Consider the following 23,553-nt stretch of genomic DNA (forward strand, 5'->3'; position numbering starts at 1 on the left):
TGGTCTGCTCGCCACTTCCGATGTGATGGCCGGCCGCTTCGTCACCCATGCCATGGGCCGAGGAGCCGGCGGCGCCGAGCGCCTTGGCGATGCCGTTGGGATCGATGATCATGATGACCGCGCCATCGCCCAGAATGGTGTTGCCGGAGAACATGTCGATGTGACGCAGTTTTGTCGACATCGGCTTGACCACGATTTCTTCGGTGTGGAACACGCCGTCGACGACGATGCCGAAGGTCTGGCTGCCGACTTGCGTCACCACGATGAAGCCGTTCTCGGGATCGGAGGCCGCGCCGTCGTCGATCTTCAGGAGCTTCTTCAGATGGATCAGCGGCAGCAGCTTGTTGCGCAACCTGAGCACCGCGGTGTCCTTGATGCGCTCGATGCGGTGCTCGGAGTTGGCGCGGGCACGGACCAATTCCACCACCGAGAGCTGCGGGATCGCAAAGCGGTCGCCGGCGGCTTCGACGATCAGCGCCGAGACGATGGCGAGCGTCAGCGGGATCTTGATGGTGACGGAGCTTCCTTCGCCGGCCACGCTCTTGATGTCGATGGTGCCGCCGATCTGGTCGATATTGGTGCGGACCACGTCCATGCCGACGCCGCGGCCCGAGACCGAGGTGATGGCAGCGGCAGTGGAGAAGCCCGGCGCGAAGATGAACTTGTGGATCTGGGCTTCGCTCATCTTCTCGAGCTCGGCCTCGGTGACGAGACCGGACGAGAGCGCCTTGGCCTTGATCTTCTCGGTGTTGAGGCCGCGGCCGTTGTCGGCGATGCAGATGATGATGTGGCCGCCCTCGTGATAGGCGGACAGGCGAATGGTGCCCTGCTCGCCCTTGCCGCTGGCGAGGCGCTCGGCAGGGGTCTCGAGGCCATGATCGGCGGAGTTGCGCACCATGTGGGTGAGCGGGTCCTTGATCAGATCGAGCACCTGGCGGTCGAGCTCGGTGTCGGCGCCGTGCATCTCGAGCTCGATCTGCTTGCCGAGTTCGGATGAGAGGTCGCGGACAATGCGGGGCAGCTTCTGCCAGGCATTGCCGATCGGCTGCATGCGCGTCTTCATGACGCCTTCCTGCAGCTCGGCGGTGACGTTGGAGAGGCGCTGCAGCGGCACCTTGAACTCGGTGTCCTCGTTGCGGCGGGAGATCTCCAAGAGCTGGTTGCGGGTCAGGACCAGCTCGGAGACCATGGTCATCAGGTGCTCCAGCGTATCCACGTTGACGCGGATCGACTGGTTGGCGATGCGGTCGCCCTCGCCGGCCATCTCGTCGGCCATCGACTTCTTCGGCGCGGCCTTTTCCTTGGCGGGCTTTGCGGCTTCCTTCGCCACGGGGGCTTCAGCCGCGGGCTCGGCCTTTGCCTCAGCCTGAGCAACGGGCACCGGCGCTTCGATCGCGGTCTCGCGGAAGGCGCGCTCGAGCTCGTCGAGCGAAACCTCGCCCGGACGCAGCGGACGCTCCAGGGTCTGATCGACCAGCGTGCCCATGGTCATCTCCTTGGCGGGGGCGGCTGCAGCGGCGGGCGCTTCCGGCACCAGCGGCGGCGCATCGGCAACGGGAGCCGCAGTGCCGGCAGTCGGCATCGGCTGCGCCGAGCCTGACATGGCCGCCATGCCCTGCTCGACCATTGCTTCCAGCTTGTCGATGAGATCGCGGTCGTTCCCCTCGGGCTCGGCCTCGGTCGCCTCCAAGCCAGCCAAAATCTCCTTGATGCGGTCGATCGAGGACAGGATCACCGTCACCGCCTCGGCAGTCACAGGCATGCCGTCACGGAATTTGCCCATCAGGGTCTCGCCGGCATGGGCCAGCGCTTCCAGCCGCGGCAGGCCGAGGAAGCCGCAGGTGCCCTTGATGGTGTGGACCAGGCGGAAGATGTTATCCAGGATCTTGGCGTTGTTCGGCTCCTGCTCGAACTTCACCAGCTGATTGTCCACGGTGTCCAGGCTCTCGCTGGTCTCCGTCAGAAACTCCCGCAACAGATCATCCATGAAAACAGGCCTTCATACAGGAAGGGCGCGCACGAGGCGTGATGCGCCATTTCGGAATGGGGCCAGCTTCACCGCAAAGCGTTTAATATTGGTTGAGTATGTGCAAAAGAACGGCACCAACAAAGAGATAAGGCGCTCCGGACAAGCCGAAGCGCCTCGTAAAGATTGCATTAACGCGTCGGAAACGACGCTTCGCGTTTACGAAGCGGTAACGATGATGGCTTCGCCTTCCGGCTTGAGCGTCACGGTGAGCCCGCAGGCCTGCGCGAGCAGCCGCGTATAATAAGGCTGGATCGCATGCGCATCGGCAGCCGGCCCGCGCTCGCCGCTCAGGAGTTCGGAGATGTTCTGCGGCAGGCGTGCATTGTGTCCGGTCGCGGTGATGCGAAAGCTCATCACCTCGCCCTCGCCGACCGGATCGACCGTCAGCATGCCGCCGCGCGGGATCGTGTGCTGGGCGACGACCAGCATGTTGAGCAGCAGCTTGACGCGGTTCTTCGGCAGCAGCAGCCGCGGCAGATTCCAGGTGATCGAGCACTTGCCGTCCTCGATATGGCCCTTCGCCATGGTGTGGGCATCGCCGAGATCGATCTGCGCGCCGGAGGAGCCGGCCGCGCCGAAGGCAAGGCGGCAGAACTGCAGCCGGGCGGAGGCCGTCTTGGCGCTTTTGCGAATCAGGTCGAGCGCGAACTCGCGGTCCTCGGGCTTGGGATCGTCGTCGAGCACTTCGAGCCCGTTGACGATGGCGCCGACGGGGCTGATGAGATCGTGGCAGACCCGCGAGCAAAGCAGCGCGGCGAGTTCGAGCATATCGGGAGCGGCAGTGGTCGCGGGCGACGAAGCGTCAGACATATAATGGGGTCCTGGAGGGTTCCTGGAATTGCACGGCGCTGGACGCCGCGAATCACGCATGCTTGACGGATGCTGCGGGTTCTAACATTCGCAACCCCGCGGCAGCTAGCTTGCGATCGGTTCGAGGCGGCCATAAGCCCCAAGCGAATCGATCGGGGCGAATCAGTGGACGAGGAACGATATTGCCGACAGATGAGGCATGCAGGTGAAACGGATCATTGACGGAGCGGCCGCTGCCGGCCTGATGGAGCCGCTGACTGCGCTGGTGGTGAAGGCGGGCGAGGCGATCCTCGCCGTCAACCGCGCGGCCATGCGGATCGACGGCAAGCAGGATGGCTCGCCGGTGACCGAGGCCGACCTTGCCGCCGACCGCATCATCGCGGACGGACTCGCGCAGCTCGCGGGCGACGTTCCGACGCTGTCGGAGGAGCGGACCCAGCTCGCCTCCCCGCCGTTCCAGGGCAGCTTCTTCCTGATCGATCCGCTCGACGGGACCAAGGAGTTCGTCGCCGGCCGCGACGAGTTCACCGTCAACCTCGCCTTGGTGACGGACGGCGTGCCGCTGCTCGGCATCGTCTCCGCACCCGCACTCGGCCTGCTCTGGCGCGGCATCGTCAGCCGCGGCGCCGAGCGCGTGAGGTTCAACGGCGCGACGATCGCCGCCGCCGAGCCGATCCGCACCCGCAAGCTGCCGGCGCGCGGGGAGCCTTGGATCGCCACAGTGAGCCGTTCGCACGGCGATGCCAGAAGCGAGGCGTTCATCGCCGACAGGCCCAATGCCGTCAGGATGACGTGCGGCTCGGCCGTGAAATTCGGCCGCATCGCGGAAGGCGGCGCCGACATCTATCCCCGTTTCGGGCCGACCTCGGAATGGGACGTCGGAGCCGGCTGCGCGGTCGTGACCGCGGCCGGCGGCAAGGTGACCGACGGCAAGGGCGGCGAGCTCCGATTTGGCCAGCGCCGCGATACCGGCTTCATCATCCCGGAATTCATCGCGTGGGGCGACCCGCAGGCGGTAGGCTGCGACTGACCAGGGCTCGTTACTGCCCGAGCTTCTCCTGCAGGGCCGGCCAGCGCTTGCCCACCTCATAGAGGAAGCGCTCGGGATCGGCGACGAAGGCGTCGCGATTGTCTTCCCGGCTGAACAAATAGAGCCGCTGCGCCACGATCGCGAAGAAATGCGGATTGGCGGGGACGGTGACGCCGCGGGCGATATCGACCGGATCATAGCCGCCGAATTGCGGTCCGTAGATTTCGGGATGGGCCTGGAAAGAGGCGCGGTTGCCCTCGTTCCGGAAGCGCCAGACGGCCCCCCAGAGGTTCGCCTCGAACTCCGCCGTCCCCTGCACGGCCGCGCCGGCGACGAAATAAGCGACGGGGTCGAAGCCCTCGATGGCGACGCCGCTGAAGCGGTTGACGACGATCCGCTCGGTGGTGGCGGCCCCTGTCGGTCCGCCGGCACCGAGGATCCAAATGCCCGCCAGCAGGCAGAGGCGGCGGGCGATCAAGGCAATTCCGGGGCGCAAAGGGCTATCTTCCTGCCGTTGTGCCGTCATAGTTGCTGCGGATAACATCCGAGTCGAGGGGACATCCGGCGCAACCTAGGGCCATGCCTGTTGGCGTGAGGTTAAGGAAGCGACCGGATTCGGTACCAGGGGTTCTTTTATGACTTTCGCATCACGCCTTGCTGCGCTCGCGCTTGCCGCGATGATCGGCTGGATCGTGCCGGCCTCCGCCCAGCAGGCGCCGCCGCCTGACCTGCCGCCGCCGCAGCGGACCCCGACGCCCAATACCTATGGGCCGGACGAGCTCGTCACCGCCGGCCATCGCTTCTTCGGCAACGTCTCGCGCGGGCTCGCCTCGATCATCGAGAAGGCGGTCAGCCAATGGGGCCTGCCGAACGGCTACATCCTTGGTGAGGAAGGCTCCGGCGCCTTCGTCGCCGGCCTGCGCTACGGCGAGGGCACGCTCTACACCAAGAACGCCGGCGACTTGCGCGTCTATTGGCAGGGCCCCTCGCTCGGCTTCGACTGGGGCGGCGACGGCGCCCGCACCATGACGCTGGTCTACAACCTGCCGGCCACCAACGCGATCTACCAGCGCTTCGCCGGCATCGACGGCTCGGCCTACATCATCGGCGGCTTCGGCATGACGGCGCTGACCTCCAACAACATCGTGCTGGTGCCGATCCGCTCCGGGCTCGGCCTGCGCCTCGGCGCCAATATCGGCTATCTCAAATACACCCCGCGGGCGACCTGGAACCCGTTCTAGGCCCACGTCCTCCCCACTGCCCACCGATCAAGGTTAACGACAGAGCGGGGCTGGCTTTCTGCCGGCCCGCCATGGCATTGTCGTTGGTGAATTTTTCCTTAAGCTTGGGAGTTCTGGCCCATGGTCGAACCGATCATGTATCTGGCGATCGGTTTCCTACTCTCGATGCTGTGCGGGCTTGCGATCGTGCCGCTGGTGCATAACCGCGCGGTGCGCCTGACCACGCGCCGGCTCGAGGCCGCCACCCCGCTCTCGATGGCCGAGATCCAGGCCGACAAGGACCAGCTCCGCGCCGAATTCGCCATGTCCGCGCGGCGGCTCGAGATGAGCGTCGAGCAGCTCAAGAACAAGACCACGAGCCAGCTCGCCGAGCTCGGCAAGAAGAGCGACGCCATCAACCGCATGAAGATCGAGCTCGGCGAGAAGAACGCCACCATCTTCGCGCTGGAGGCGCGCGAGAAGGCGGTGAAGGAGCAGCTCCGCGCCACCGAGGAGGAATTCGCCGCCAAGACGGCGTCCTTGCGCGAAGCCGAGATCGCGTTGACGGACAAGCAGGCCGAGCTCGCCAAGATCAACTCCGAGCTGTCCGACCGCTCGATGATGGCGGAGAGCCGCCAGGTCGAGCTGGTCGCAGTGCGCGCGCAGATCGAGGAATTGAAGCACCGGGTCGGCGATGCCGAGAAGGAATTTGCCGCGACGCAAGCGCGCCTCGCACAGGAGCGCACCGAATCCGAGACCGCCTCGCGCGAGCTCGGCGAGGCGCGCGGCCGCGTCGAGAATCTGAGCCAGCGCGTCACCGAGCTCGACCGCCAGCTCATCGTGCAGGTCAAGGAGGCCGAGATGCTGTCGAGCCGCGTCGCCGATCTCGAAGGACGCCTTGCCACGCAGGGCAAGCTGCTCGCCGAGCGCGACTACGAGAACAACCAGCTGCGCCAGGCCAACGAGGCCAACGAGCGCACCATCAAGGAGCTGCGCGTCGAGATCGCGGGCCTCAGCGGCGGCAAGTCGTCGGCTGCGATGGAGCAGCTGCGCGCGGAAAAGGCCGCGCTGGAGGAGCAGCTGCGCAGCGCACGCGACGAACGCGCGAAACTCCAGCGCGACATCAACGCGATCCAGCAGCAGGCCGAGAGTTCCTGGGCGACCGAGCGCATGGAGAACGCGCTTCTGCGCGAGCGCATCAACGACATCGCGGCCGAGGTGGCAAAACTCGCGATGCAGCTCGAAGGCCCGAACTCGCCGATCGAGGCGCTGCTCGCGGCCGAGGCCGGCCAGCCGCCGAAGCCGGCGCCGCGCCCGGCCAACGACGCCGCGACGGGCGGCGCCGCGACCAGCAGCGGTTCTGCGCCCCGCCTGCCCGAAGGCGGTGGAACGCTGGCCGAGCGCATCCGCGCGCTCCAGGCCCACGCCTCCCGCGCCCGCCAGCAGGGCGCGTAACCGGCCAAAAATCCGGCTTCCCCTGCGGAAGGCGCGACCTGACCAAGGTTTTCCGCCCCGGCGACGGCTTGAAAACTTGACACCTTGGGCCGGCACTTCTAAATCGCGGGCTCCGATGTGCCGGCCGGCCCAAGGTTGCGGCCGCCTGCATGATGGTCCCGGGCGCATAGCTCAGCGGGAGAGCGTTCCCTTCACACGGGAGAGGTCCAAGGTTCGATCCCTTGTGCGCCCACCACGCTTCGCCAAGAGGCTTCGCGTGGCGCAGCCACCCCCAATGGTAGCGAAGCGTGGGCGGCGTAGCTCAAAGAGCGTAGACGGACCGGGGGTCTTGCTTCCGCTCTGAAAAGAAACTCGAAAACAACCCCATGCACAGTAGCCGACCTCAGTCGGATCAAAGGGTTACGACTTTTCCGAATTTTTCTTGCTCCGTCGGGCAAAACAGGGGCATGATGGCATCGTCGGGAGGGGCGCACGCTTGATGAGCATGCTGCGCCTGAGGGCCCGCACGGCATCGCCGGCTTAGAGATTCAGGGATGAGCTGGATGACGCTCCCTCGCCCTCCTTCGAAACTCTGGGTACGAATCGCGATCGCGGTGCTTGCTGTGGCCGGCATCGGAATCGCGGCCATGGTTGGTCTCATCTGGTTCGCACTCGAAGGATTTGCCAGCTGCCGCAACGTGGTCCTGAGCTCGACGTGGTCGCCCGACGGCACCAAGGCCGTGTTCGTCTTCAGGCAGGAATGCAACGCAACGGTTCCGGATTCCACATATGCGAGCATCGCACCGATGGACCGGACCTTTTCACCTGATCGCAACCACGCATTCCTTGGCTTCGCCGGTCACGCGGAGATACTACCCAGCTGGCGCGGGAGCAACGTCGTCGAAATTGCGATGATGCCAGGGGTCGAGGGAGGCTTCATCCGGCACGATGAGAAGGTCGGCTCGATCCGGATCGATTACAAATGATCTGCGGGCTCGACGAATGATCACCACTTCATGGAGCCCGAACCGGCAATCTCTGCTCCGCAACCACGCGCACTGGTGGAAAAGAAACGCAATCCACGACGTCGAACAGCACGCTGATGCTGCCGCTGAATGACTGCGCGAAAGCGATCGCGTCATCGCGCTTTGCGTCGGCGATTTGTGTGCCGAGCGTGCAATGAGGTCGCCAGTTTTCCGGCCGATAATGCAGCCGACACAAGGCTGGATCGATTGCAGCGCTGATGGAAGCGTGCCACCGGACGAGCGTTTCATCGAACTCCGGCTCCGCCCAGAGCACGAGCGGCGGACCTGCGAACCAACAAATTCGCCTGAACGCGACCTGCAATGGCCCTTCGCCTCCAACTGCGCGGAGCATGGTCTCCCACGCGGTCTTCGCGGTAATCTCGGGCGCATCATAAATGGCGAATGTGAAATGCGGCCGATAACCGAGCCCCCTCATCGAAGGCTGGCTCTCAAACGCGGCAACTTCATCCCACAAGGCTTCGATGCGCTCTGCGGAGGAATGGTCGGACCGAATGTTGATAGCCAAAGCCATGCGCCGGTCGCTCTGTAAAGCAATGGATTTTTGCCTCACCAATGGCGATAAAACCAGGCCTTTTGCGCGCTAGTGAGCCATAAGGACGGAGATATCCGCGTGCTCCATGATATAGCTGGTCGCTCCACCGAATATCATCTGCCGTAGCCGCGTGCGGGTGAAGGCTCCTTTGATCAATAGATCGCAACCGTGTGCCCTGGCGGCATCGAGGACCGCCTCACCAGTTTCGCGCCCGTCCAGCTCAACGCTGATCAAGCTGGCCGCAATGCCATTGTATTGGAGTTGCCGAGCGATCTGACCGGCAGACGGTCCTGGCACCGCTTGGCCGCCGACAACGGTTAGGACCGATACCCTTTCGGCCAGACGAAGCAACGGCATGGCAAATGCGTTTGCCCGAGCTTGCTCGGTACTCCCGTTCCAGTGGATCATAATGTTCGTTGCGACGCTTCTTGGTCCATTCGACGGCGCCAGTAGAACGGGCCTGCCGCTCTCAAACAGCGCGGACTCAATCGCGCGGCGGTGAGGGCCCACCGCATCAATGTCAGACCGCGCCATCACGATCAGATCGAAAGCGCGCCCATAACTTCCGACAAAGTCTTCGCCCTCAGGCGCGGTCTCCAGCCAGCCGAAGCAAGGCGGGTTCGACCCTGCGGTGGCGCGGGGAACATCATGCTTCAGCATGAATGCTTCGAAAAAGTTCCGCATGTCGTTCAGTTCGGCTTCGCTCTTCACTTGATACGTGTCCAGGAGAATGCCGGTGGCCAATTCGGCGGCCGCATATTGAGGGATGCCGAACCGGAGTGGAAAGCCTTCGATATAGGCGCCGGTGCGACGCGCTAGGCCTACGGCCACAGCGAGCGTAGCTGTCATCATCGGAATATTCTGAAGCGGGACCAGGAGCGTCTTCATTTCGAATCTCCGATTTTCTGACGAAGATTGACGGTGGATGCATGCTCTCAATTGGGGCGGCGTCTGCAACAGCTTCACTTTGCGAGCCGCTCTCGTTTGCCACCGGCAACGGTTGCAATCATGCGGCCTGCTCAAGCCTCGCATCGATCTCCTGGCGCAGCGCGGCGAAGTCGATTGGCTTGGTCAACAGGTCGGCGGCGCCCTTCTCCAGCGCCTTGCGCTTGGTCTCGGCATCACCGTAGGCCGTGATCATGATAACCGGTACATCGGGGCGGGCCGAGCGCACGATAGGCAGCATCTCCAGTCCGCTCATTCCGGGCATGTTGATGTCGGACAGGATCAGAATCAGGGTGGCATCCGCTATCTCGGCCGCGCGCTGCAATGCCAGGGGCGCCGAGGATACAAACTCCATCAGAAAACGACCGGCGCGCAGATCGCGCCGAAACTGCTGGCGGAACAGCGCCTCGACATCGGGCTCGTCGTCGACCACCATGATATAGACGCTCAATTTCTGCCTCCGCTCTACAATGGTGCCGCCCGCGTACGCGGCAGCGTAATGATGAACTCGGTATATTCGCCCGGCTCGGTATCGACCTCGATGCTGCCGCCGTGCTGCTTCACGATGATGTCGTGGCAGATCGAAAGCCCAAGGCCAGTTCCTTCGCCGGCCGGCTTGGTCGTGAAGAATGGATTGAATATCTTCTCTCTGACGTCGGCCGGGATGCCGGTGCCATTGTCGCGAATGCGAATTTCGACGGCGCCGCCGAGGTCTGTGGTCGTCGCACGCAGCCTTGGCTCGAAGCCGTCACCGACGACCTCCTTTTGTTTGCTGGCCGCGTAGAAACCGTTTGAAACCAGATTGAGGAACACCCGCGTGATTTCCTGCGGATACAGCTCGAGGGCTCCCGCAGACGGATCGAGTTTTCTTTCAAGCGTGATATTGAAGCCGGCTCTTTCAGCGCGGGCTCCGTGATAGGCCAGGTTGAGACTTTCTTCGAGGATGGCGTTGATCTCCGCCGCGCGGCGTTCGCCGGACCCCTCGCGGGAGTGCAGAAGCATATTCTTGACGATGGAATCGGCGCGCGCTCCGTGCTGCACGATCTTTTCCAGGTTACCTTGCAGCATGTGGATCAGCGCGTCGATGTCCTGCCTTTCCACCTCGCCGAGGCCGGCTGAGCGCAGCGCGTCGCCGAGCTCGTCGGTCAGTTCGGAGGATAGCGCAGCAAAATTGTTGACGAAATTGAGCGGGTTCTTGATCTCGTGCGCAATGCCGGCGGTGAGTTGCCCGAGCGAGGCAAGCTTCTCGGTCTGGACCAGCCGATCCTGCGTATTTCGCAATTCCTCGAGCGATTGCGACAATTCCATGGTGCGCTCGCGCAGTTCATTCAGCAGGCGTGCATTCTCGATCGCGATCACGCCCTGGTGTGCGAAGTTGGACACGAGCTCGATCTGCTTGTCTGTGAAGGGTTTCACTTCCTGGCGGAAGATCGTGATCGTGCCAATCAGCTCATCTTCCTTGAGCATGGGAACGATGACGAGGGTCCTTGCGCCGGCAAGGTCAGCGAGCGCGCGAACATTGGGGTTGCCTTCGATATAGGGCGGCTGCGTCCTGATGTCGTCGATATGAACGGTCTGATGACTCTTCTCGACGGTGCCGAGCCCGCTCGCGGGATGTGGGCGAATGTTCTGGTAGAGCCGGGTATCGACATAAGCTTGCGGCGCGTTGTGCAATGCGACCGTGCGAAAGCCGCCCTCCTCGTACAGATTCATGGTGCCAAAGCCGGCGCCGCAAATTCGCGTCGCATTCTCCAGCATCTTGTGGAAGACCGGAGCGAGCGCGCCCGATGAAGCGCTTATGATCTCCAGCACCTCCGACGTTGCCGTCTGCCGCGCCAGCGATTCATTCAATTGCTCGAACAGACGCACATTGCCGATGGCGATCACGGCCTGGTCGGCAAAGGTGGCGACGAGTTCGATCTGCTTTTCGGTGAAGGGCTGCACGCGCTTGCGGGCGACCACGATCGCGCCGATCGGCTCATTTTCGCGCAGAAGGGGAACACCGAGCGCCGTGCGCTGACCAGCGATCGTGATCGACGCCTCCAGGCCGTATTCGGGATCAGCAGCGACGTCGAGGATTTGCACCGGACGGCGTTCGAGGACGGCTCGACCCGTGACCGTGCCCCGGCCGGGAGCGATCGGATGAGCCCGCAGAAAGGCAATGTAGTCCTCGGAAAACCCGACCGCTGCTCCGGCCTGATATTCATCGCCCTCGCGGCGCATGATGAAGGCCATCTCCGCCTCGCACAGCCGTGCCGCCGAATCGACCAGCGTGTCGAGCACGGTTTGCAGGTCGAAGGTCGAGCGGCTGATCACCTTCAGCACGTCGGCGGTCGCAGTTTGCTGCTGGAGCGATTCGGCGAGATCGCGCGTCTTCGCCTGGACCTCATCGAACAGCCGCACATTCTCAATCGCGATCACGGCCTGATCAGCGAAAGTGGAGACCAGGTCGATCTGCTTGTCCGTGAACGAGTTCGCGGTCTTGCGGCCTAGGAATAGCACGCCGATCACTTCTCCGGACCGCAGCAGGGGTACGCCCAGAAGGGTGCGGTAACCGCCGGCCCTCTGTTGCTCGGGATAGGCATAGTCGGGATCGACCAGGACATCCGGAATCTGAACAGCCTTGCCGCACAGCAGGACGCGCCCAACGAGGCTACCGCGTCCAGCATTGAGCCGAACGCCCGCCGAGACCTTGGCCCACTCCGGCGAGAAATTGTACCGAGTTGCGTGATAGAAGGAGCCATCGGCGTCCTGCCGGAGGATTGCCGCCATGTCGGCCCCACACAGCGACGCCGCCGATTCCGTCAGCGTGTCGAGAACCGTTTGCAAATCGAACGCGGAGCGACTGATGACTTTCAACACATCGGCGGTCGCGGTCTGCTGCTGCAGCGATTCCCGCAAGTCGTCGGTACGCGCCTGCACCTCGTCGAACAGCCGCACGTTCTCTATGGCGATGACGGCCTGGTCGGCGAAGGTCTGCAGAAGCTGCACGTGATGCGGAGCGAAGGCCCCCGGCTCTGCCCGCGTGACGCTGATCATGCCGATCACCACGCCGCCAGTCGCGAGCGGAACGAACAACATGCTGCGAAAGCCGCGGGCGCGCGCGATGAATTTGATCTCGTTCGTCAACGCTTCCGTATCGGGGGTCGGCACCACCTTGCCCGCCTGTGTCCTCGCAAAACTCTCGAAATCGGTGATCGGACGCGGAAACATCTTCTTCAAAGCTTCATCGGCGGCAGAATTCGTCGGCGTGAACGCCGCCAAGTGGGCATTGCCGTCGATGAAGCGGAATACGGTCGTCGAAAAGCCGCCGAGCAAGGCATTTGCGCGCCTCGCGATTGCATCGAATACCGGCTTCACCTCCGATGGCGAGCTGGCAATGATCTTGAGAATGTCCGCGGTGGCGGTCTCGCGATCTTGTGCGGCGCGCAACTCGGCCAGGAGCCGCGCGTTCTCCTGCTGCAATTCCGCCACAACGCCCTGAGGAAGCGCGGCCATGATGAAAATCCGTGTCGGCAGCCGGTTCGCGGCCGACGTCAAAATTTAATCAAGAAAGCGCCGGGAATTATTTCACCATCAGGTGCTTCCGACCAGACATACCGTGAGTTGATTTTCGATCGACTACGCGTCAATTCGTCCTCGTGATCGACTGAAGCGGCAAGTTTCACACAATGCCGCTGGAGGCCGATTTACCTCGGGTCCGCCTGGTGCTGGCGCCAGGGGGATCCCGGGACCCACGTGCCGCGAGCGCCGTAGATTGCGTCCCGAAACACCTAGGAGAGCCCCATGGCGACCATATTCATCACCGGCAGCACCGATGGCCTCGGCCGGGCGGCGGCCCAATCGCTGCTCGATCAGGGGCACCGCGTGGTGCTGCACGCGCGTTCAGCCGATCGTGCCGCGGCTCTCGGCGGCCTCACTTCGCGTGCGAAGGGATTGGTGATCGGCGATCTCAGGAGCGCGGCGGAGACGCGGAGCATCGCCGACCAGGTCAACGCGATCGGGCGCATGGATGCGGTCATTCACAACGCCGGCGTCTACACGCGGCCGAGCCGCGGCGCGACGCCGGAAGGCCATGCCGAGACGCTGGCCATCAACACGCTTGCGCCGTTCATGCTGACGGCTCTGATCGCGCGGCCCGCTCGATTGATTTATCTCAGCAGCGGATTGCACCGCGGCGGAGAGGGCTCGCTCGACGACCTCGATTGGACCAAGCGGGCCTGGAACGCCGCCACGGCCTATGCCGAGAGCAAGCTGCACGTCGTCGCGCTCGCCTACGCGCTGGCGCGGCGGTGGCCCGACGTCCTCTGCAACGCCGTCGATCCCGGTTGGGTGCGCACGAAGATGGGCGGCGCGGGCGCCCCGGTCGATATAGACACCGGGCAACGGACCCAGACCTGGCTGGCAGTCAGCGAGGATCCCGCGGCCCTCGTGAGCGGGCGCTACTGGCATCGCCTCGAGCAGCAAGCGCCGGCCCGTGAGGCGACCGATCCGAGGTTTCAGGACCGGCTCATCGGCAAATTGACCGAGCTGACGGGCGTCGAGCTGCCGGAGGAGTGACGCACAACGATTCGTTGTCATTGCAGACTCGCAATGACGAAGCAGGCTTCAGGCGGCCTTCGGCCGCCAGGCCGTGTAGAGACCGATCAGTGTCCCCATGGCGACCAGCGCGGCTGCCAGCAGCACCTGCAATTCGCCGTTGTCGGTGGGGCCGATGGACGACACCAGCCGGGATACGATGACGAACAGAATGCCCACTGCGGCCGCGGCACCCACGCAGAGATAAGCGAGCTCGCGCGTCAGGCTGCGGCCGAGCAGTCCGAGGGCCGTGAAATACATCGAACAGGCGTTGGGATGAACGAACAAGGCAATGCGCGCATAGCGGCCATAGGCGTCGAACAGGGACTCGCATCGGCGCAAGGCCGCCTTCGAGGCCACCCGCTGCAGAAACGGCCTGAAGAAACGCGCTTGTCCATAGCTGAGAACGGCGCCCAGGATGATGGCGAGCCACGCCGCGAGGAAGACGGAGCCATCCACGGCCTTCGGACTGAGCGCCACGGACATCAGGATGAGGGCGGTGCCGGGAAAATAGCCGAAATACGGGAAGACCGCTTCCACCAGCACGCAGGCGAACATGAAGGCTGGAAACCATGCCGACCCGGCCGCGCCATGGACGATGGCGTTCAGGTCGAACAGGCTCGTCCTGTAGAGAACGAGGTACATGCACATGGCGAGGCCCGCCAGCGCATAGAACGGCAAGGCTCCAGACAAAAACCGTCTCATCCAATCATCAACTTCGTTTGGCGGAGACGACGGCCTCGCGCTGTTCCGGATCTGCTTTAGGCGAATGGGATTGAGGCTGTCGATGGCGCTCTTTGCCACGCAACTCACCTCGGCTTGCGCACCCCTACGCAATCGACAGGATCTCGATCTCCTGCGCACCTGAACCGACGACGTCGCCGACCGCCTTGCCCATCAGCGACCTCGCGACGGGCGCGACGAACGAGATCGAGCCGGCCTTGGGATCGGCTTCGTCCTCGCCGACGATGCGGTAGGTCTGGACGCGGCCGTCAGCGCGGCTGAAGCTCACGGTGCTGCCGAACGCAACGATTTCGGTCGCGACAGGATCGGGCATCACCTGCGCCGTGCGCAAGCGTTCCGTGAGATAGCGGAGATCGCGCAGGGGCACGGCGGACTGCCGGCGCTTCTCGTTGACGTCCTCGATGGCTTGCGCGGCTTCATAGGCCGCCCGCGCTTCGGCGAGCTGCGCCTGCAATGCGTTGAAGCCTGCTTCCGTCACGAGGTTCGGATGCGGCGAGATCGGGCGGTCCGGCAACAGCGTCTCGGACGCGGTTTCGGCGCTCTCTTCCTTGGTGAAGGCGACGCTCAATTGAAGATCCTGTCGAACTGTTTCGCTTGCGACGCCATGGCGCCGACGACCGAGATTATATCTCAAGTTCGACGAAACGGCGGAGCTTGAAGACGAGGTCCGGCACGGCCTGGCGGAACCGGATTGCGTTCTGGAAACTGGTGGAGAACGGCGCGAAAGTGAGCATCGCGTTCCAGTGCCGGTAACCGTAGACCGTGACCGAGACGCCGGAACTCGGGAAGTTGTCCAGCTTGCGCAGCTCGCCGAGCACGAGATCGGCGATCGCCTCCGCCGGCAGCAGCCGCTTGCCGTCCCGCGTGGTTGCGATTTGCGCGGGCGGCTCGGCCGGCTCGGCGGCCGCCGCTGCGGCATCGGGCGCGCTCTCGGCTTCGGCCGCATCGGACCTGGACTCGGACGTGGACTCGGACCTGGACGTCGCGGCCGGCTCCATGGGATCCGCCGGCACGATCGGCGGGACCTCGGCGAGCGGAGGCGGTGCAGCAGGGTCTGCGCGCTTGTTGCCTCCCAGGATGCTGCTGATCATGGCCACAAGGCCGGCATCCTTCACCTCATCGCTCATCATTCCCCCCGGGCTTCGGCCTACTCTAGCACCGCTCGCGCAGACCGCCACCGGCGATGTGGCAGGGCTATCGCACATGGGAGCTCTTCCCTTGCGGCCATCCTTCGAGACGCCCGCTTTGGCGGGCTCCTCGGGATGAGGTCCGAGTGCGCGGCAGCAGCTTCAACGAGCGCTGGTGCCGCAGAGCCTCATCCTGTGAGGAGGCGCGTAAGCGCCGTCTCGAAGGACGAGGCGTGCGCGCCGGCCGCGCCACAAGTCATAGGCGATAGCGTGCGATCCGTTACTGCTTAGCGAACGGAATGTATTGGTGGTACCGCTTGGGCACCGAGCTGCGATAGCGCGCCGGCACGGTGCCGGTGTCGACCGAATGATCGATCTCCTGCTGGCGGGTCATCTTCTTCTTCGCCGGCTTCTTCGACGCGCTCTTCTTGCCGTCAGTGGGCTGGCTGGACGTGTCGGTGGTCGCGCTTGGCGCTGTGGTCGTCGCAGCCGGCGCAGTGCTTGTCGCGGCAGGCGCAGCGGTTCCGCCCGCGGCCGGCGCGCCCTGCGCCAGCGCGAGCGGCGATTGCATCATGAGCATCAGCGCTGCCGTCGCAGCCAGCAAATATGATTTCTGCATCAGAACCTCCAAAATACCTGATCCGAATGAGCCAGCGTAGGCCTCCGGCATCGACGCGTGCAAGTCCGCCCACGATAGGCCCGATCGCACGCCGGAACTGTGGTGGGGGTCACACTCCCGGCGTGGTCTGCCTCACGACCTCGCAGCGTGCGCAGGTTCGCAATGGCGCGCTCGGCTATGCGCGAGCTGCGCGGCCGGTCTCCTCCAGTCGCGAGGCGAACCAGCGTGACAGCGGCTCGTCGACGGCACCGCTGACATAGACCTCCGACATCGTCACATGTTGCCTGTCCAGCACCAGGAGCAGGCCGATCCAATAGGGAAACCAGACATGGACGTCGGTCAGCGCCCGCAGCTTGTGCTGGTCGTGATCGAGCGGCGTGTGGTTGCTCGCCTTGCGGATCTCCACGGCGAGCAGATTGTTCGGGATCTCGCGCTGATGCACGACGACATCGGGGTAGATCGACTTACCGAGATGGTCGTCGGTCGAGATGATGGTGCCGTGCGGCAGATGCAGCGTGCGCTCGCCGAGCCGGTCGTAGTTGCAGTCGACCGACCAGCCCGAGAACTGCTTCTCCAGATGCACGGCGAAACGGTGCGTGACCGCCCGCTCGCCGACGTCCTTCTCGAACAGGAAGCCCTCGTGGGCGTAGAAGTCCCTGACAGCCGCGATCACCTTATTCAGCTCGGTCTGCATCGTGCCTCCGGGCTCACGGCGCTCTGTCTGCTGCAGTCCTACATCTGAACTTCGATCAGGCGCGGGCCGGGCTCGGCGACGGCCTCTGCCAGCGCCTTGTTGAACTCGTCGGCGTTGGTGACGGCGCGGCCGGGAACGCCCATGCCCTTGGCCAGCGCCACGAAGTCCAGGGTCGGGCGGTCGAGGCGGAGCATGTCATTGGCGCGCTGGCCGGGCTCGCCGGCGCCGACATTGTCGAACTCGCCGCGCAGGATCTGGTAGATGCGGTTGGCGAACACGATGGTGACGATGTCAAGGTTCTCGCGTGCCTGGGTCCACAGCGACTGGATCGTGTACATCGCGCTGCCGTCGCCGACCATGGTGATCACCTTGCGGTCCGGGCAGGCGATCGCGGCACCGATCGACAGCGGCGTCGAGAAGCCGATCGAGCCGCCCATGTTCTGCAGCCAGTCGTGCGGGGCGGCCGCTGCCGTCGGCGGGAAGAAGCCGCGGCCGGTGGTGAGGGATTCGTCGACCATGATCGCGTTCTCGGGGATCGCACAGGCAATGGCCTGCGCGATCGAGGCGAAGGTGAGCGCGCCGGTCGGCTTGACCAGCTCAGCCAGAGCCTGCGGCTTGACGTCCCTGGTGCTGGCCTTCACGGCGCCGGCGAGTGCCTCGAGCGCGGCGACCGAATTCTCGCCCCAGGAGGTCATGCGATGCACCTCGCAGCCCTGCGGCTTGAGCATGCTCGGCTTGTTCGGATAGGCGAAGAACGCCACGGGGTCGTCGGACTCGACCAGCACGATGTGACGGAATTTCGCCAGCATCGGCAGGGCTTGATCGATGACGTAGTGGATGCGGTCGATCGAGAAACGGCCACGGCCGCGCGCCATCTTCGGACGGAAGGTCGGGCCCATCACGGTGCAGCCGGTCTTGCCGGCGATGCGCTCGGCCAGCGCCAGACCCTGCGCGCTCAGCGCGCTGCCGGTCATCAGGAGCAGCGTGCCTTCGCCGTCGCCATGCAGGATCTTTGCGGCCTGCTCGACCGCCTGCGGCGAATAGCCGGCGCGCTGCTGCTCGGCCGGAACCTCGGCGATGCCGTCGGCCTCGTTCCAGGCGGTGTCGGCGGGCAGGATCAGGGTCGCGATCTGCGGCGGCGCGCTTTTGGCGGCGGCAATGGCGGCGGCGCCGTCCGCGGCGACCGATTTGGCATCCGGCGAGGTGCGGACCCAGGACGACATCGGCCGGGCCAGGCCCTCGATGTCGGAGGTCAGCGGCGCGTTGTAGCCGATGTGGTAGACGGCGTGCTGGCCGACGATGTTGACGATGCCGGAATTGGCCTTCTTGGCATTGTGCAGATTGGCAAGGCCGTTGGCGAGGCCGGGGCCGAGATGCAGCAGGGTCGAGGCCGGCGTGCCCTTCATGCGGAAATAGCCGTCGGCCGCGCCCGTCACCACGCCTTCGAACAGGCCGAGCACGCATCGCATGCCGGGGACACGGTCGAGCGCCGCGACGAAATGCATCTCGGAGGTGCCGGGGTTGGTGAAGCAGACGTCCACCCCGCCCTTGACCATCGTCCGCACCAGGCTTTCCGCACCGTTCATTCTGTCTGCTCCCGCAACCTGCCAGTGATCCGTTCGGTCAATCATTGTTCGCGCGGCGCGTCAAAGCAATAGCGGGCATTGCGGCCCTGCCCCGCGTGGTGAGACGCGGATTTGGCTAACGCTTTCCAGCAAATTGGCGCAGTTGCGATTTGGTAACGCCAGTCGTTAACGATGCGACCCTCACGGGCCCGTGGCTTGCGAAACGCGCGCAAATATGGCCTCTGGGTCCGGTTGAATCGATTTTTTTCTGGGGGAGATGATGATCCGGTTTTTTGCCGCACCGATGGCCGCAATGGCGCTGCTGCTGGCTGGCGCAGCCGACGCGTCCGCGACGGGGATGATAGACTTCACGGGCACCAGTTCCACCAGCTATATCGGCCGCGGCGGCGCGAGCCCGATTCCCCGCACCACCGTCATGTATAACGGCAGCTACGCCCCGGGCACCGTCGTGGTGAACACCGCCGAGCGGCGGCTCTATTTGGTGCTCGGGAACGGGCAGGCGCTGCGCTACGGCATCGGCGTCGGCCGCGACGGCTTCCGCTGGGCCGGGGTGCACAGGATCACCGCCAAGAGGGAATGGCCGGACTGGACGCCGCCCTCGCAGATGCTGGCGCGCCGGCCGGACCTGCCGCGCCACATGAAGGGCGGCATCGACAACCCGCTCGGCGCCCGCGCCATGTATCTGGGCTCGACGCTGTACCGCATCCACGGCTCCAACGAGCCGGAGACGATCGGTCAGGCCGTTTCCTCGGGCTGCTTCCGCATGACCAACGACGACGTCACCGACCTCTATAGCCGCGTCTCGATCGGCACCCCGGTGGTGGTGCTGAACAACTGACCAGGAACCCGCGCGGCGCGTGAATTTGCGCTCTTGTGCACGCGGGGCGAATGCGGCAGCGTCACAGCACGATGAGCGCATTCGTCCCGCCCTCGCCCGGCTTTCGCTTCGCCCTGCTGGCCCTCGCGACGCTCGCCTGCGCGCCTGACATCGCACCCATGGCTGCCGCCGGCGAGCTGCCCGCGGTGTCCTCGCGCCAGCGCGCCGAGAAGAAGAGCTTCACCGACGGCGAGATCATTGAAGGCTTCCTGAAGACGGCATTCGGCGCCGAATACCATCTTGCCGGCCGCGTCGACCGCATCCGCAAGTTCGACGGGCCGGTACGCGTCTACGCCGAGAGCGACCGCGAGGATCGCAAGACGCAGCTCGCCAAGGTCGTGGCCGACATCGGCAAGCGCGTGCAGCATCTCGACATCGCCATGATCGACACCAACGAGGCGGCGAATGTGCGCGTGAAGCTGGTGCGCGACCGCGATCTCTTCCGCACCATCTCGAGCTTCTACGGCGCCGAGAAGGCGCGCGAGATCCGCTCCTCGCTCGATCCGCAATGCCTGTCCGGCTTCCGCAAGAACGACAATTTCGAGATCGAGCATTCCGACGTCATCCTCACCGTCGACAACGGCGATTTCACCTTCCTCGATTGCGCCTATGAGGAGCTGCTGCAATCGCTCGGGCCGATCAACGACACCACGAGCGTGCCCTGGACCATGTTCAACGACAACGTCTCGATGGGCTATTTCGACGTCTACGACCAGTACATCCTCAACCTTCTGTACGATCCCCGCATCAAGCCGGGCATGACCGTGGCGGAGGTCAAGACCGTGCTTCCCGCCGTCCTCAAGGACGTGCGCGCCTGGGTGAAGCGGGCGAATAATCTGAAGGAGTGAGGCGGTCCAAGGGAGCGATCTACTCGTCGGCGTCCTTCTTCCGCAGCAGATCCGTCGCCAGATCCGACAGCTTCGGCGGCGGCAGGGCCGCGAACGGCAGCGGCCGCGTCACATCGATCGCGGCCAATCCCAGTCGCGCGGTCAGCAGCCCGTTCAGCACGCCTTCACCCAGGCGCTGCGACAGCTTCGCCGCGATGCCGTGGCCGAGCATCTGCTGCACCAGGCTGTCGCTCGCGGCCATGCCGCCGGTGATGGCGAGATGGGCGATGACGTGGCGAAGCAGGCGGATCATGCCGAGCGCGCCTGGGCGGCCGCCATAGAGATAAGCGAGCTGGCGGATCAGGCGCAGCGCCGCCACGAACACGAACAGCACGTCGATGGCGGCGCGCGGGCTCACCGCCGTCACGATCGAGACCTTTTGCGCCGCCGACGACACCAGCCGCCGCGCCTCGGCGTCCAGCGGCGACATCAGCTCGCGCTCGGCGAGGCGGATCATGTCGGCGCCGTCGATGATCTCGCCGGCGTGGCTCTCCAGCGTCGCGCGGGCGCGCGCCAGCTGCGGATTCTGGTGCGCGATCTTGAGCAGGTCCTGGACGATGACGCGGCTCTCCTTGCGATCGTCGCTGGCCAGCACGGAAGCTGCGCGTTGATGCAACTTCTCGATGGTCGCAAGCCGCGCGAGGCCGAACGCCTCGCGTCCGATCACCACGGCAAGCGCCAGCGCGGTGACGGCGGCGAAGGCAAGCCCGACGAAACCGAGCGTCTCGTTGCGCGCGAACAGATCCTCGATCAGATGCACCACGCCGAGCCCGGTGCCGAGCAGCGTCAATCCGGCGAGCCCCGACCAGAACAGAGTGCCCCAGGGAAAGCCGCGCCGCGCCGGGACTGCGGCTTGCACCGGCACCGGCAGCATCGCCGGGTCGGGCTCCGGCGTGATCTGGATGGTGGCGCGACCGAGACGGCCGGTCTCGTCGGCCTCGGCGACGACGACGCCGGGATCATCGAGCCGGAACGTCGCCGGCCGCCGGGGCTTCGATCGGTCGTTCATGCGAGCTTGTCTCCGATCAGGAACTGCAAGGCACGGTCGAGGCGGATGTGTGGCAGCGTCGGCTCGTCGGCACCCTCGCGTTCGAGCTTCGGCGGGCGGAAGCGCAGGAAGCGGAAATCGCTGTTCCCGGCCGCCTCCGACGCGAGCCCGCGGAACGCATCCGTCCCATTGAACAGCGGCTCGGGATCGAGCGGCAGATCGCCCGGAAAGGTCGCAACCTCGGTGTTGCCGTCGAAGAACTCGCCGCCGGCGCTTTCGCCCGCGGCAGGTGTTCCCAGGATCGACGGCAACTTGTCGCGGCCGTGCGCCACCTGCGCTTCGCGCGTGGCGCGCACGGCGGCGAGCGCGACGACGTCGATCGCCGCGCCGGTGTTTTCCGCGCGCGCGACCGCGCGCGAGACGGCGCGGCGCAGCACCGCCTCGAGCCGGTCGTGGCTGGAATGATGCAGATGATCCGCCTTGGTCGCCGCGAACAGGATGCGGTCGATGCGCGGCCGGAACAGGCTGGAGAGGATCGTGCTGCGGCCGGTGTTGAAGCAGTCGAGAATGCCGGCGAGCGCGGCTTCGAGATCGTGCAGCGCCTCGGGGCCGGAGTTGAACGCGGCGAGCGCATCGGCCAGCACGATCTGACGGTCGAGCCGCGCGAAATGATCGCGGAAGAACGGCCGCACCACGACGTCCTTGTAGGCTTCGAAGCGCCGCACCATCATCGCCCACAGCGATCCCTCGCCCGCCTGCCCGCCAGCAGGCACGTCCAGCGGCGCAAAGGTCAGCGCCGGCGTATCGGCGAGATTGCCGGGCATCAGGAAGCGACCGGGCGGCAACAGGCTCATCGCAAACCGCTCGTCGCGGCAGGCGCGCAGATAGTCGGTGAAGAGCTTTGCGGCCGTCAGCGTCGCCTGCTCGTCCTCGCGCGCTTCGGGCTTGAGCGTCGCGAGATGACTGTGCCACTCGGCCGCGAGATGCGCGCGCGGCGCCTCGCGCGACAGCGCCAGGCTCTCCGCCGACCATTGCTCGTAGCTCTTGTGGAGCAGCGGCAGGTCCAGCAGCCATTCGCCGGGATAGTCGACGATGTCGAGCGTCAGCGTGCGGTCGGCGCCGTTCGGGCGCTGGTAGTCGATCACGAGCCTGAGCTCGCTGATGTCCACGGTCGAGCTCGGCCAGCGCCGTTCCTCGATCAGCGCGCGCAGATGGCTCTCATATGCAAAGCGCGGCACGGCATCGTCCGGCTGCGGCGCCAGGTGCGCCCGCGCGATCCGGCCCGAGGCGTAGGCCTCGAACACCGGAAACCTGCCGCCACGCGTCAGTCCATGGATCAGCGCGGTGATGAATACGGTCTTACCGGCGCGCGACAGACCGGTGACACCAAGCCGCACCGTCGGGTTGAAGAAGTGCTCGCCATAGTCGATCAGCGCCCGCGCCGACAGCCGCGCTTCCTCGACCATATCCTGGAAACTGAATGCCATATGAACGTGAGGGGATCTCGGGCGAGGGATACGCAAAACGGATTAGTCACAAAAGTGGCAATTGCCTGAAGAAATTCAAGCTTTCATACTTCCACCGCCTTTCTCGGCAAATCAGCCGTTTGAACGACCCGCCGGTCCTGAAACACCCATCTAGAGGGCATTGCCTCGAGCCTTTGCGGATTGCCATGACCGTCTTCCAGTTGAAGCAGCTTGCATCCTCTTCCGTCCACGCCGCAGCCGACGCGATCGGCTGGGACTACGATCGCGCCGAGCTGATCGCCGACGGCATCGTCCACGGGATCGGCGTGCTCGCGGGCATCATTGCCGCGACGGTGCTGGTGGTGCTGACGGCGGTCTATGCCGACGCCACCGACATCGTCGGCGTCTCCGTCTATGTCGCCGGCCTGCTCTCGATGCTGGTGCTGTCGGCGACCTATAATCTCTGGCCGGTCTCGCCGGCCAAATGGCTGCTGCGCCGCTTCGACCATTCCGCGATCTATCTCTTGATCGCCGCGACCTACACGCCGTTCATCCTGGAGCTGAAGGACAGCGTGTTCGCGTTGGTGCTGCTGGCCGGCGTCTGGTGCGTCGCAATCCTCGGCATCGTGCTGAAGCTGCTCTATCCCGGCCGGTTCGACCGCGTCTCGGTCGGCATCTATCTCGCGATGGGCTGGAGCGGCATGATGCTCTACGATGCCGTGGTCAGGGCGTTGCCCACGCTGGTGCTGGGCTTCATTCTTGCCGGCGGCCTGCTCTACAGCTTCGGCGTGATCTTCCACGCCTGGCGGCGGCTGCGCTTTCAGAATGCGATCTGGCACGGCTTTGTCTTGGCCGGCGCGGCATGCCATTATACCGCGGTGCTCGACCTCGTGTTGAGCTGAGAAGTTTCCGCGAAGCGGTATAAGAAGACGAGAGGAGAC

General features: G+C 64.9%; 23 protein-coding genes and 1 tRNA gene. 9 read left to right on the forward strand and 15 right to left on the reverse strand.

Annotated elements, in window-relative coordinates; all coding sequences use genetic code 11:
- Window positions 1–1,987 (reverse strand): chemotaxis protein CheA (locus I6F20_RS14260; RefSeq protein ID WP_225126671.1); only part of this gene is annotated, 1,987 nt, incomplete at its 3' end.
- A 198-nt stretch (window positions 1,988–2,185) separates the two neighbouring features.
- Window positions 2,186–2,839: a histidine phosphotransferase ChpT gene (chpT, locus tag I6F20_RS14265; RefSeq protein ID WP_036009803.1), complete on the reverse strand. Its 654-nt coding sequence runs from the start codon at window positions 2,837–2,839 to the stop codon at window positions 2,186–2,188.
- 199 nt (window positions 2,840–3,038) lie between these two features.
- Here chpT and I6F20_RS14270 point away from each other — a divergent pair, with 199 nt between their 5' ends.
- Complete coding sequence (locus I6F20_RS14270; RefSeq protein WP_225126673.1) at window positions 3,039–3,869, forward strand: 3'(2'),5'-bisphosphate nucleotidase CysQ family protein; 831 nt, start codon at window positions 3,039–3,041, stop codon at window positions 3,867–3,869.
- Between the two features lie 10 nt (window positions 3,870–3,879).
- Here I6F20_RS14270 and I6F20_RS14275 read toward each other — a convergent pair whose 3' ends face one another.
- A complete protein-coding gene (locus I6F20_RS14275; RefSeq protein ID WP_036009801.1) occupies window positions 3,880–4,365 on the reverse strand; it encodes a YHS domain-containing (seleno)protein in 486 nt (161 codons plus the stop codon).
- A gap of 139 nt (window positions 4,366–4,504) precedes the next feature.
- Between I6F20_RS14275 and I6F20_RS14280 the strand changes: the two genes are divergently transcribed.
- The 4 genes from I6F20_RS14280 (at window position 4,505) to I6F20_RS14295 (ending at window position 7,509) form a co-directional block, all read left to right on the forward strand.
- The gene (locus I6F20_RS14280) at window positions 4,505–5,110 is read left to right on the forward strand and encodes a DUF1134 domain-containing protein (RefSeq protein ID WP_036009799.1); all 606 of its coding nucleotides are present in this window, start codon (window positions 4,505–4,507) and stop codon (window positions 5,108–5,110) included.
- Between the two features lie 120 nt (window positions 5,111–5,230).
- Window positions 5,231–6,544, forward strand: a complete 1,314-nt coding sequence (locus I6F20_RS14285; protein ID WP_225126676.1) for a coiled-coil domain-containing protein — start codon at window positions 5,231–5,233, stop codon at window positions 6,542–6,544.
- 160 nt (window positions 6,545–6,704) lie between these two features.
- Window positions 6,705–6,779, forward strand: a tRNA-Val gene (locus I6F20_RS14290).
- 298 nt (window positions 6,780–7,077) lie between these two features.
- Entirely contained in the window at window positions 7,078–7,509 is a 432-nt protein-coding gene (locus tag I6F20_RS14295) for a hypothetical protein (RefSeq protein ID WP_225126677.1), read from the forward strand.
- Between the two features lie 28 nt (window positions 7,510–7,537).
- Here I6F20_RS14295 and I6F20_RS14300 read toward each other — a convergent pair whose 3' ends face one another.
- From I6F20_RS14300 to I6F20_RS14315, 4 genes are all read right to left on the reverse strand, one after another.
- Window positions 7,538–8,080: a 2'-5' RNA ligase family protein gene (locus tag I6F20_RS14300; RefSeq protein WP_225126678.1), complete on the reverse strand. Its 543-nt coding sequence runs from the start codon at window positions 8,078–8,080 to the stop codon at window positions 7,538–7,540.
- 69 nt (window positions 8,081–8,149) lie between these two features.
- Window positions 8,150–8,989, reverse strand: a complete 840-nt coding sequence (locus I6F20_RS14305) for a universal stress protein (RefSeq protein WP_225126679.1) — start codon at window positions 8,987–8,989, stop codon at window positions 8,150–8,152.
- 118 nt (window positions 8,990–9,107) lie between these two features.
- On the reverse strand, window positions 9,108–9,497 hold the full coding sequence (locus tag I6F20_RS14310; RefSeq protein ID WP_036009791.1) for a response regulator: 390 nt from the start codon (window positions 9,495–9,497) through the stop codon (window positions 9,108–9,110).
- Window positions 9,498–9,511: 14 nt separating this feature from the next.
- A complete protein-coding gene (locus tag I6F20_RS14315; RefSeq protein WP_225126680.1) occupies window positions 9,512–12,544 on the reverse strand; it encodes a GAF domain-containing protein in 3,033 nt (1,010 codons plus the stop codon).
- Between the two features lie 288 nt (window positions 12,545–12,832).
- On the opposite strand from I6F20_RS14315, the gene I6F20_RS14320 reads away from it, so the two are divergent.
- Window positions 12,833–13,606, forward strand: coding sequence for an SDR family NAD(P)-dependent oxidoreductase (locus I6F20_RS14320; RefSeq protein ID WP_225126681.1), 774 nt, complete (start codon window positions 12,833–12,835; stop codon window positions 13,604–13,606).
- A 48-nt stretch (window positions 13,607–13,654) separates the two neighbouring features.
- Here I6F20_RS14320 and I6F20_RS14325 read toward each other — a convergent pair whose 3' ends face one another.
- From I6F20_RS14325 to I6F20_RS14350, 6 genes are all read right to left on the reverse strand, one after another.
- Entirely contained in the window at window positions 13,655–14,329 is a 675-nt protein-coding gene (locus I6F20_RS14325; protein WP_225126682.1) for an SNARE-associated domain-containing protein, read from the reverse strand.
- A gap of 124 nt (window positions 14,330–14,453) precedes the next feature.
- The gene (greA, locus tag I6F20_RS14330; protein ID WP_036009784.1) at window positions 14,454–14,936 is read right to left on the reverse strand and encodes a transcription elongation factor GreA; all 483 of its coding nucleotides are present in this window, start codon (window positions 14,934–14,936) and stop codon (window positions 14,454–14,456) included.
- Window positions 14,937–14,991: 55 nt separating this feature from the next.
- Entirely contained in the window at window positions 14,992–15,495 is a 504-nt protein-coding gene (locus I6F20_RS14335; RefSeq protein ID WP_225126683.1) for a hypothetical protein, read from the reverse strand.
- A gap of 280 nt (window positions 15,496–15,775) precedes the next feature.
- Entirely contained in the window at window positions 15,776–16,114 is a 339-nt protein-coding gene (locus I6F20_RS14340) for a hypothetical protein (protein WP_128266570.1), read from the reverse strand.
- Window positions 16,115–16,289: 175 nt separating this feature from the next.
- The gene (locus I6F20_RS14345) at window positions 16,290–16,808 is read right to left on the reverse strand and encodes a hypothetical protein (RefSeq protein ID WP_036009755.1); all 519 of its coding nucleotides are present in this window, start codon (window positions 16,806–16,808) and stop codon (window positions 16,290–16,292) included.
- A gap of 38 nt (window positions 16,809–16,846) precedes the next feature.
- Window positions 16,847–18,394: an acetolactate synthase large subunit gene (locus I6F20_RS14350; RefSeq protein ID WP_225113926.1), complete on the reverse strand. Its 1,548-nt coding sequence runs from the start codon at window positions 18,392–18,394 to the stop codon at window positions 16,847–16,849.
- 259 nt (window positions 18,395–18,653) lie between these two features.
- Here I6F20_RS14350 and I6F20_RS14355 point away from each other — a divergent pair, with 259 nt between their 5' ends.
- Together I6F20_RS14355 and I6F20_RS14360 are read left to right on the forward strand one after the other, a co-directional pair.
- Window positions 18,654–19,232, forward strand: coding sequence for a L,D-transpeptidase (locus tag I6F20_RS14355; RefSeq protein ID WP_036009766.1), 579 nt, complete (start codon window positions 18,654–18,656; stop codon window positions 19,230–19,232).
- Window positions 19,233–19,303: 71 nt separating this feature from the next.
- Window positions 19,304–20,119, forward strand: coding sequence for a DUF2927 domain-containing protein (locus I6F20_RS14360; protein WP_225126684.1), 816 nt, complete (start codon window positions 19,304–19,306; stop codon window positions 20,117–20,119).
- Between the two features lie 19 nt (window positions 20,120–20,138).
- On the opposite strand, the gene I6F20_RS14365 is transcribed toward I6F20_RS14360, so the two are convergent.
- Window positions 20,139–21,167: a YcjF family protein gene (locus I6F20_RS14365; protein WP_036009749.1), complete on the reverse strand. Its 1,029-nt coding sequence runs from the start codon at window positions 21,165–21,167 to the stop codon at window positions 20,139–20,141.
- Window positions 21,164–22,633 carry a YcjX family GTP-binding protein gene (locus I6F20_RS14370; RefSeq protein ID WP_036009746.1) on the reverse strand — a complete coding sequence of 490 codons (1,470 nt, stop codon included), beginning with the start codon at window positions 22,631–22,633 and terminating at the stop codon, window positions 21,164–21,166. Before I6F20_RS14370 ends, I6F20_RS14365 begins: the two co-directional genes overlap by 4 nt.
- A gap of 185 nt (window positions 22,634–22,818) precedes the next feature.
- Here I6F20_RS14370 and trhA point away from each other — a divergent pair, with 185 nt between their 5' ends.
- Window positions 22,819–23,514 carry a PAQR family membrane homeostasis protein TrhA gene (gene trhA / locus I6F20_RS14375; protein WP_036009743.1) on the forward strand — a complete coding sequence of 232 codons (696 nt, stop codon included), beginning with the start codon at window positions 22,819–22,821 and terminating at the stop codon, window positions 23,512–23,514.
- Window positions 23,515–23,553 lie beyond the last annotated feature (39 nt).

Origin of the sequence: Bradyrhizobium sp. IC3123, from assembly GCF_020193625.1 — a bacterium.
Lineage (GTDB): Bacteria > Pseudomonadota > Alphaproteobacteria > Rhizobiales > Xanthobacteraceae > Bradyrhizobium > Bradyrhizobium yuanmingense.

Coding starts and splice junctions, on each gene's coding strand:
- I6F20_RS14305 (WP_225126679.1), bottom strand. CDS start 8,989: ATGAAGACGCTCCTGGTCCCGCTTCAGAATATTCCGATGATGACAGCT.
- I6F20_RS14280 (WP_036009799.1), top strand. CDS start 4,505: ATGACTTTCGCATCACGCCTTGCTGCGCTCGCGCTTGCCGCGATGATC.
- I6F20_RS14335 (WP_225126683.1), bottom strand. CDS start 15,495: ATGAGCGATGAGGTGAAGGATGCCGGCCTTGTGGCCATGATCAGCAGC.
- I6F20_RS14295 (WP_225126677.1), top strand. CDS start 7,078: ATGAGCTGGATGACGCTCCCTCGCCCTCCTTCGAAACTCTGGGTACGA.
- I6F20_RS14350 (WP_225113926.1), bottom strand. CDS start 18,394: ATGAACGGTGCGGAAAGCCTGGTGCGGACGATGGTCAAGGGCGGGGTG.
- I6F20_RS14365 (WP_036009749.1), bottom strand. CDS start 21,167: ATGAACGACCGATCGAAGCCCCGGCGGCCGGCGACGTTCCGGCTCGAT.
- I6F20_RS14355 (WP_036009766.1), top strand. CDS start 18,654: ATGATCCGGTTTTTTGCCGCACCGATGGCCGCAATGGCGCTGCTGCTG.
- I6F20_RS14340 (WP_128266570.1), bottom strand. CDS start 16,114: ATGCAGAAATCATATTTGCTGGCTGCGACGGCAGCGCTGATGCTCATG.
- I6F20_RS14360 (WP_225126684.1), top strand. CDS start 19,304: ATGAGCGCATTCGTCCCGCCCTCGCCCGGCTTTCGCTTCGCCCTGCTG.
- I6F20_RS14300 (WP_225126678.1), bottom strand. CDS start 8,080: ATGGCTTTGGCTATCAACATTCGGTCCGACCATTCCTCCGCAGAGCGC.
- I6F20_RS14345 (WP_036009755.1), bottom strand. CDS start 16,808: ATGCAGACCGAGCTGAATAAGGTGATCGCGGCTGTCAGGGACTTCTAC.
- I6F20_RS14315 (WP_225126680.1), bottom strand. CDS start 12,544: ATGGCCGCGCTTCCTCAGGGCGTTGTGGCGGAATTGCAGCAGGAGAAC.
- I6F20_RS14285 (WP_225126676.1), top strand. CDS start 5,231: ATGGTCGAACCGATCATGTATCTGGCGATCGGTTTCCTACTCTCGATG.
- I6F20_RS14370 (WP_036009746.1), bottom strand. CDS start 22,633: ATGGCATTCAGTTTCCAGGATATGGTCGAGGAAGCGCGGCTGTCGGCG.
- I6F20_RS14320 (WP_225126681.1), top strand. CDS start 12,833: ATGGCGACCATATTCATCACCGGCAGCACCGATGGCCTCGGCCGGGCG.
- I6F20_RS14270 (WP_225126673.1), top strand. CDS start 3,039: ATGCAGGTGAAACGGATCATTGACGGAGCGGCCGCTGCCGGCCTGATG.
- I6F20_RS14325 (WP_225126682.1), bottom strand. CDS start 14,329: ATGAGACGGTTTTTGTCTGGAGCCTTGCCGTTCTATGCGCTGGCGGGC.
- chpT (WP_036009803.1), bottom strand. CDS start 2,839: ATGTCTGACGCTTCGTCGCCCGCGACCACTGCCGCTCCCGATATGCTC.
- trhA (WP_036009743.1), top strand. CDS start 22,819: ATGACCGTCTTCCAGTTGAAGCAGCTTGCATCCTCTTCCGTCCACGCC.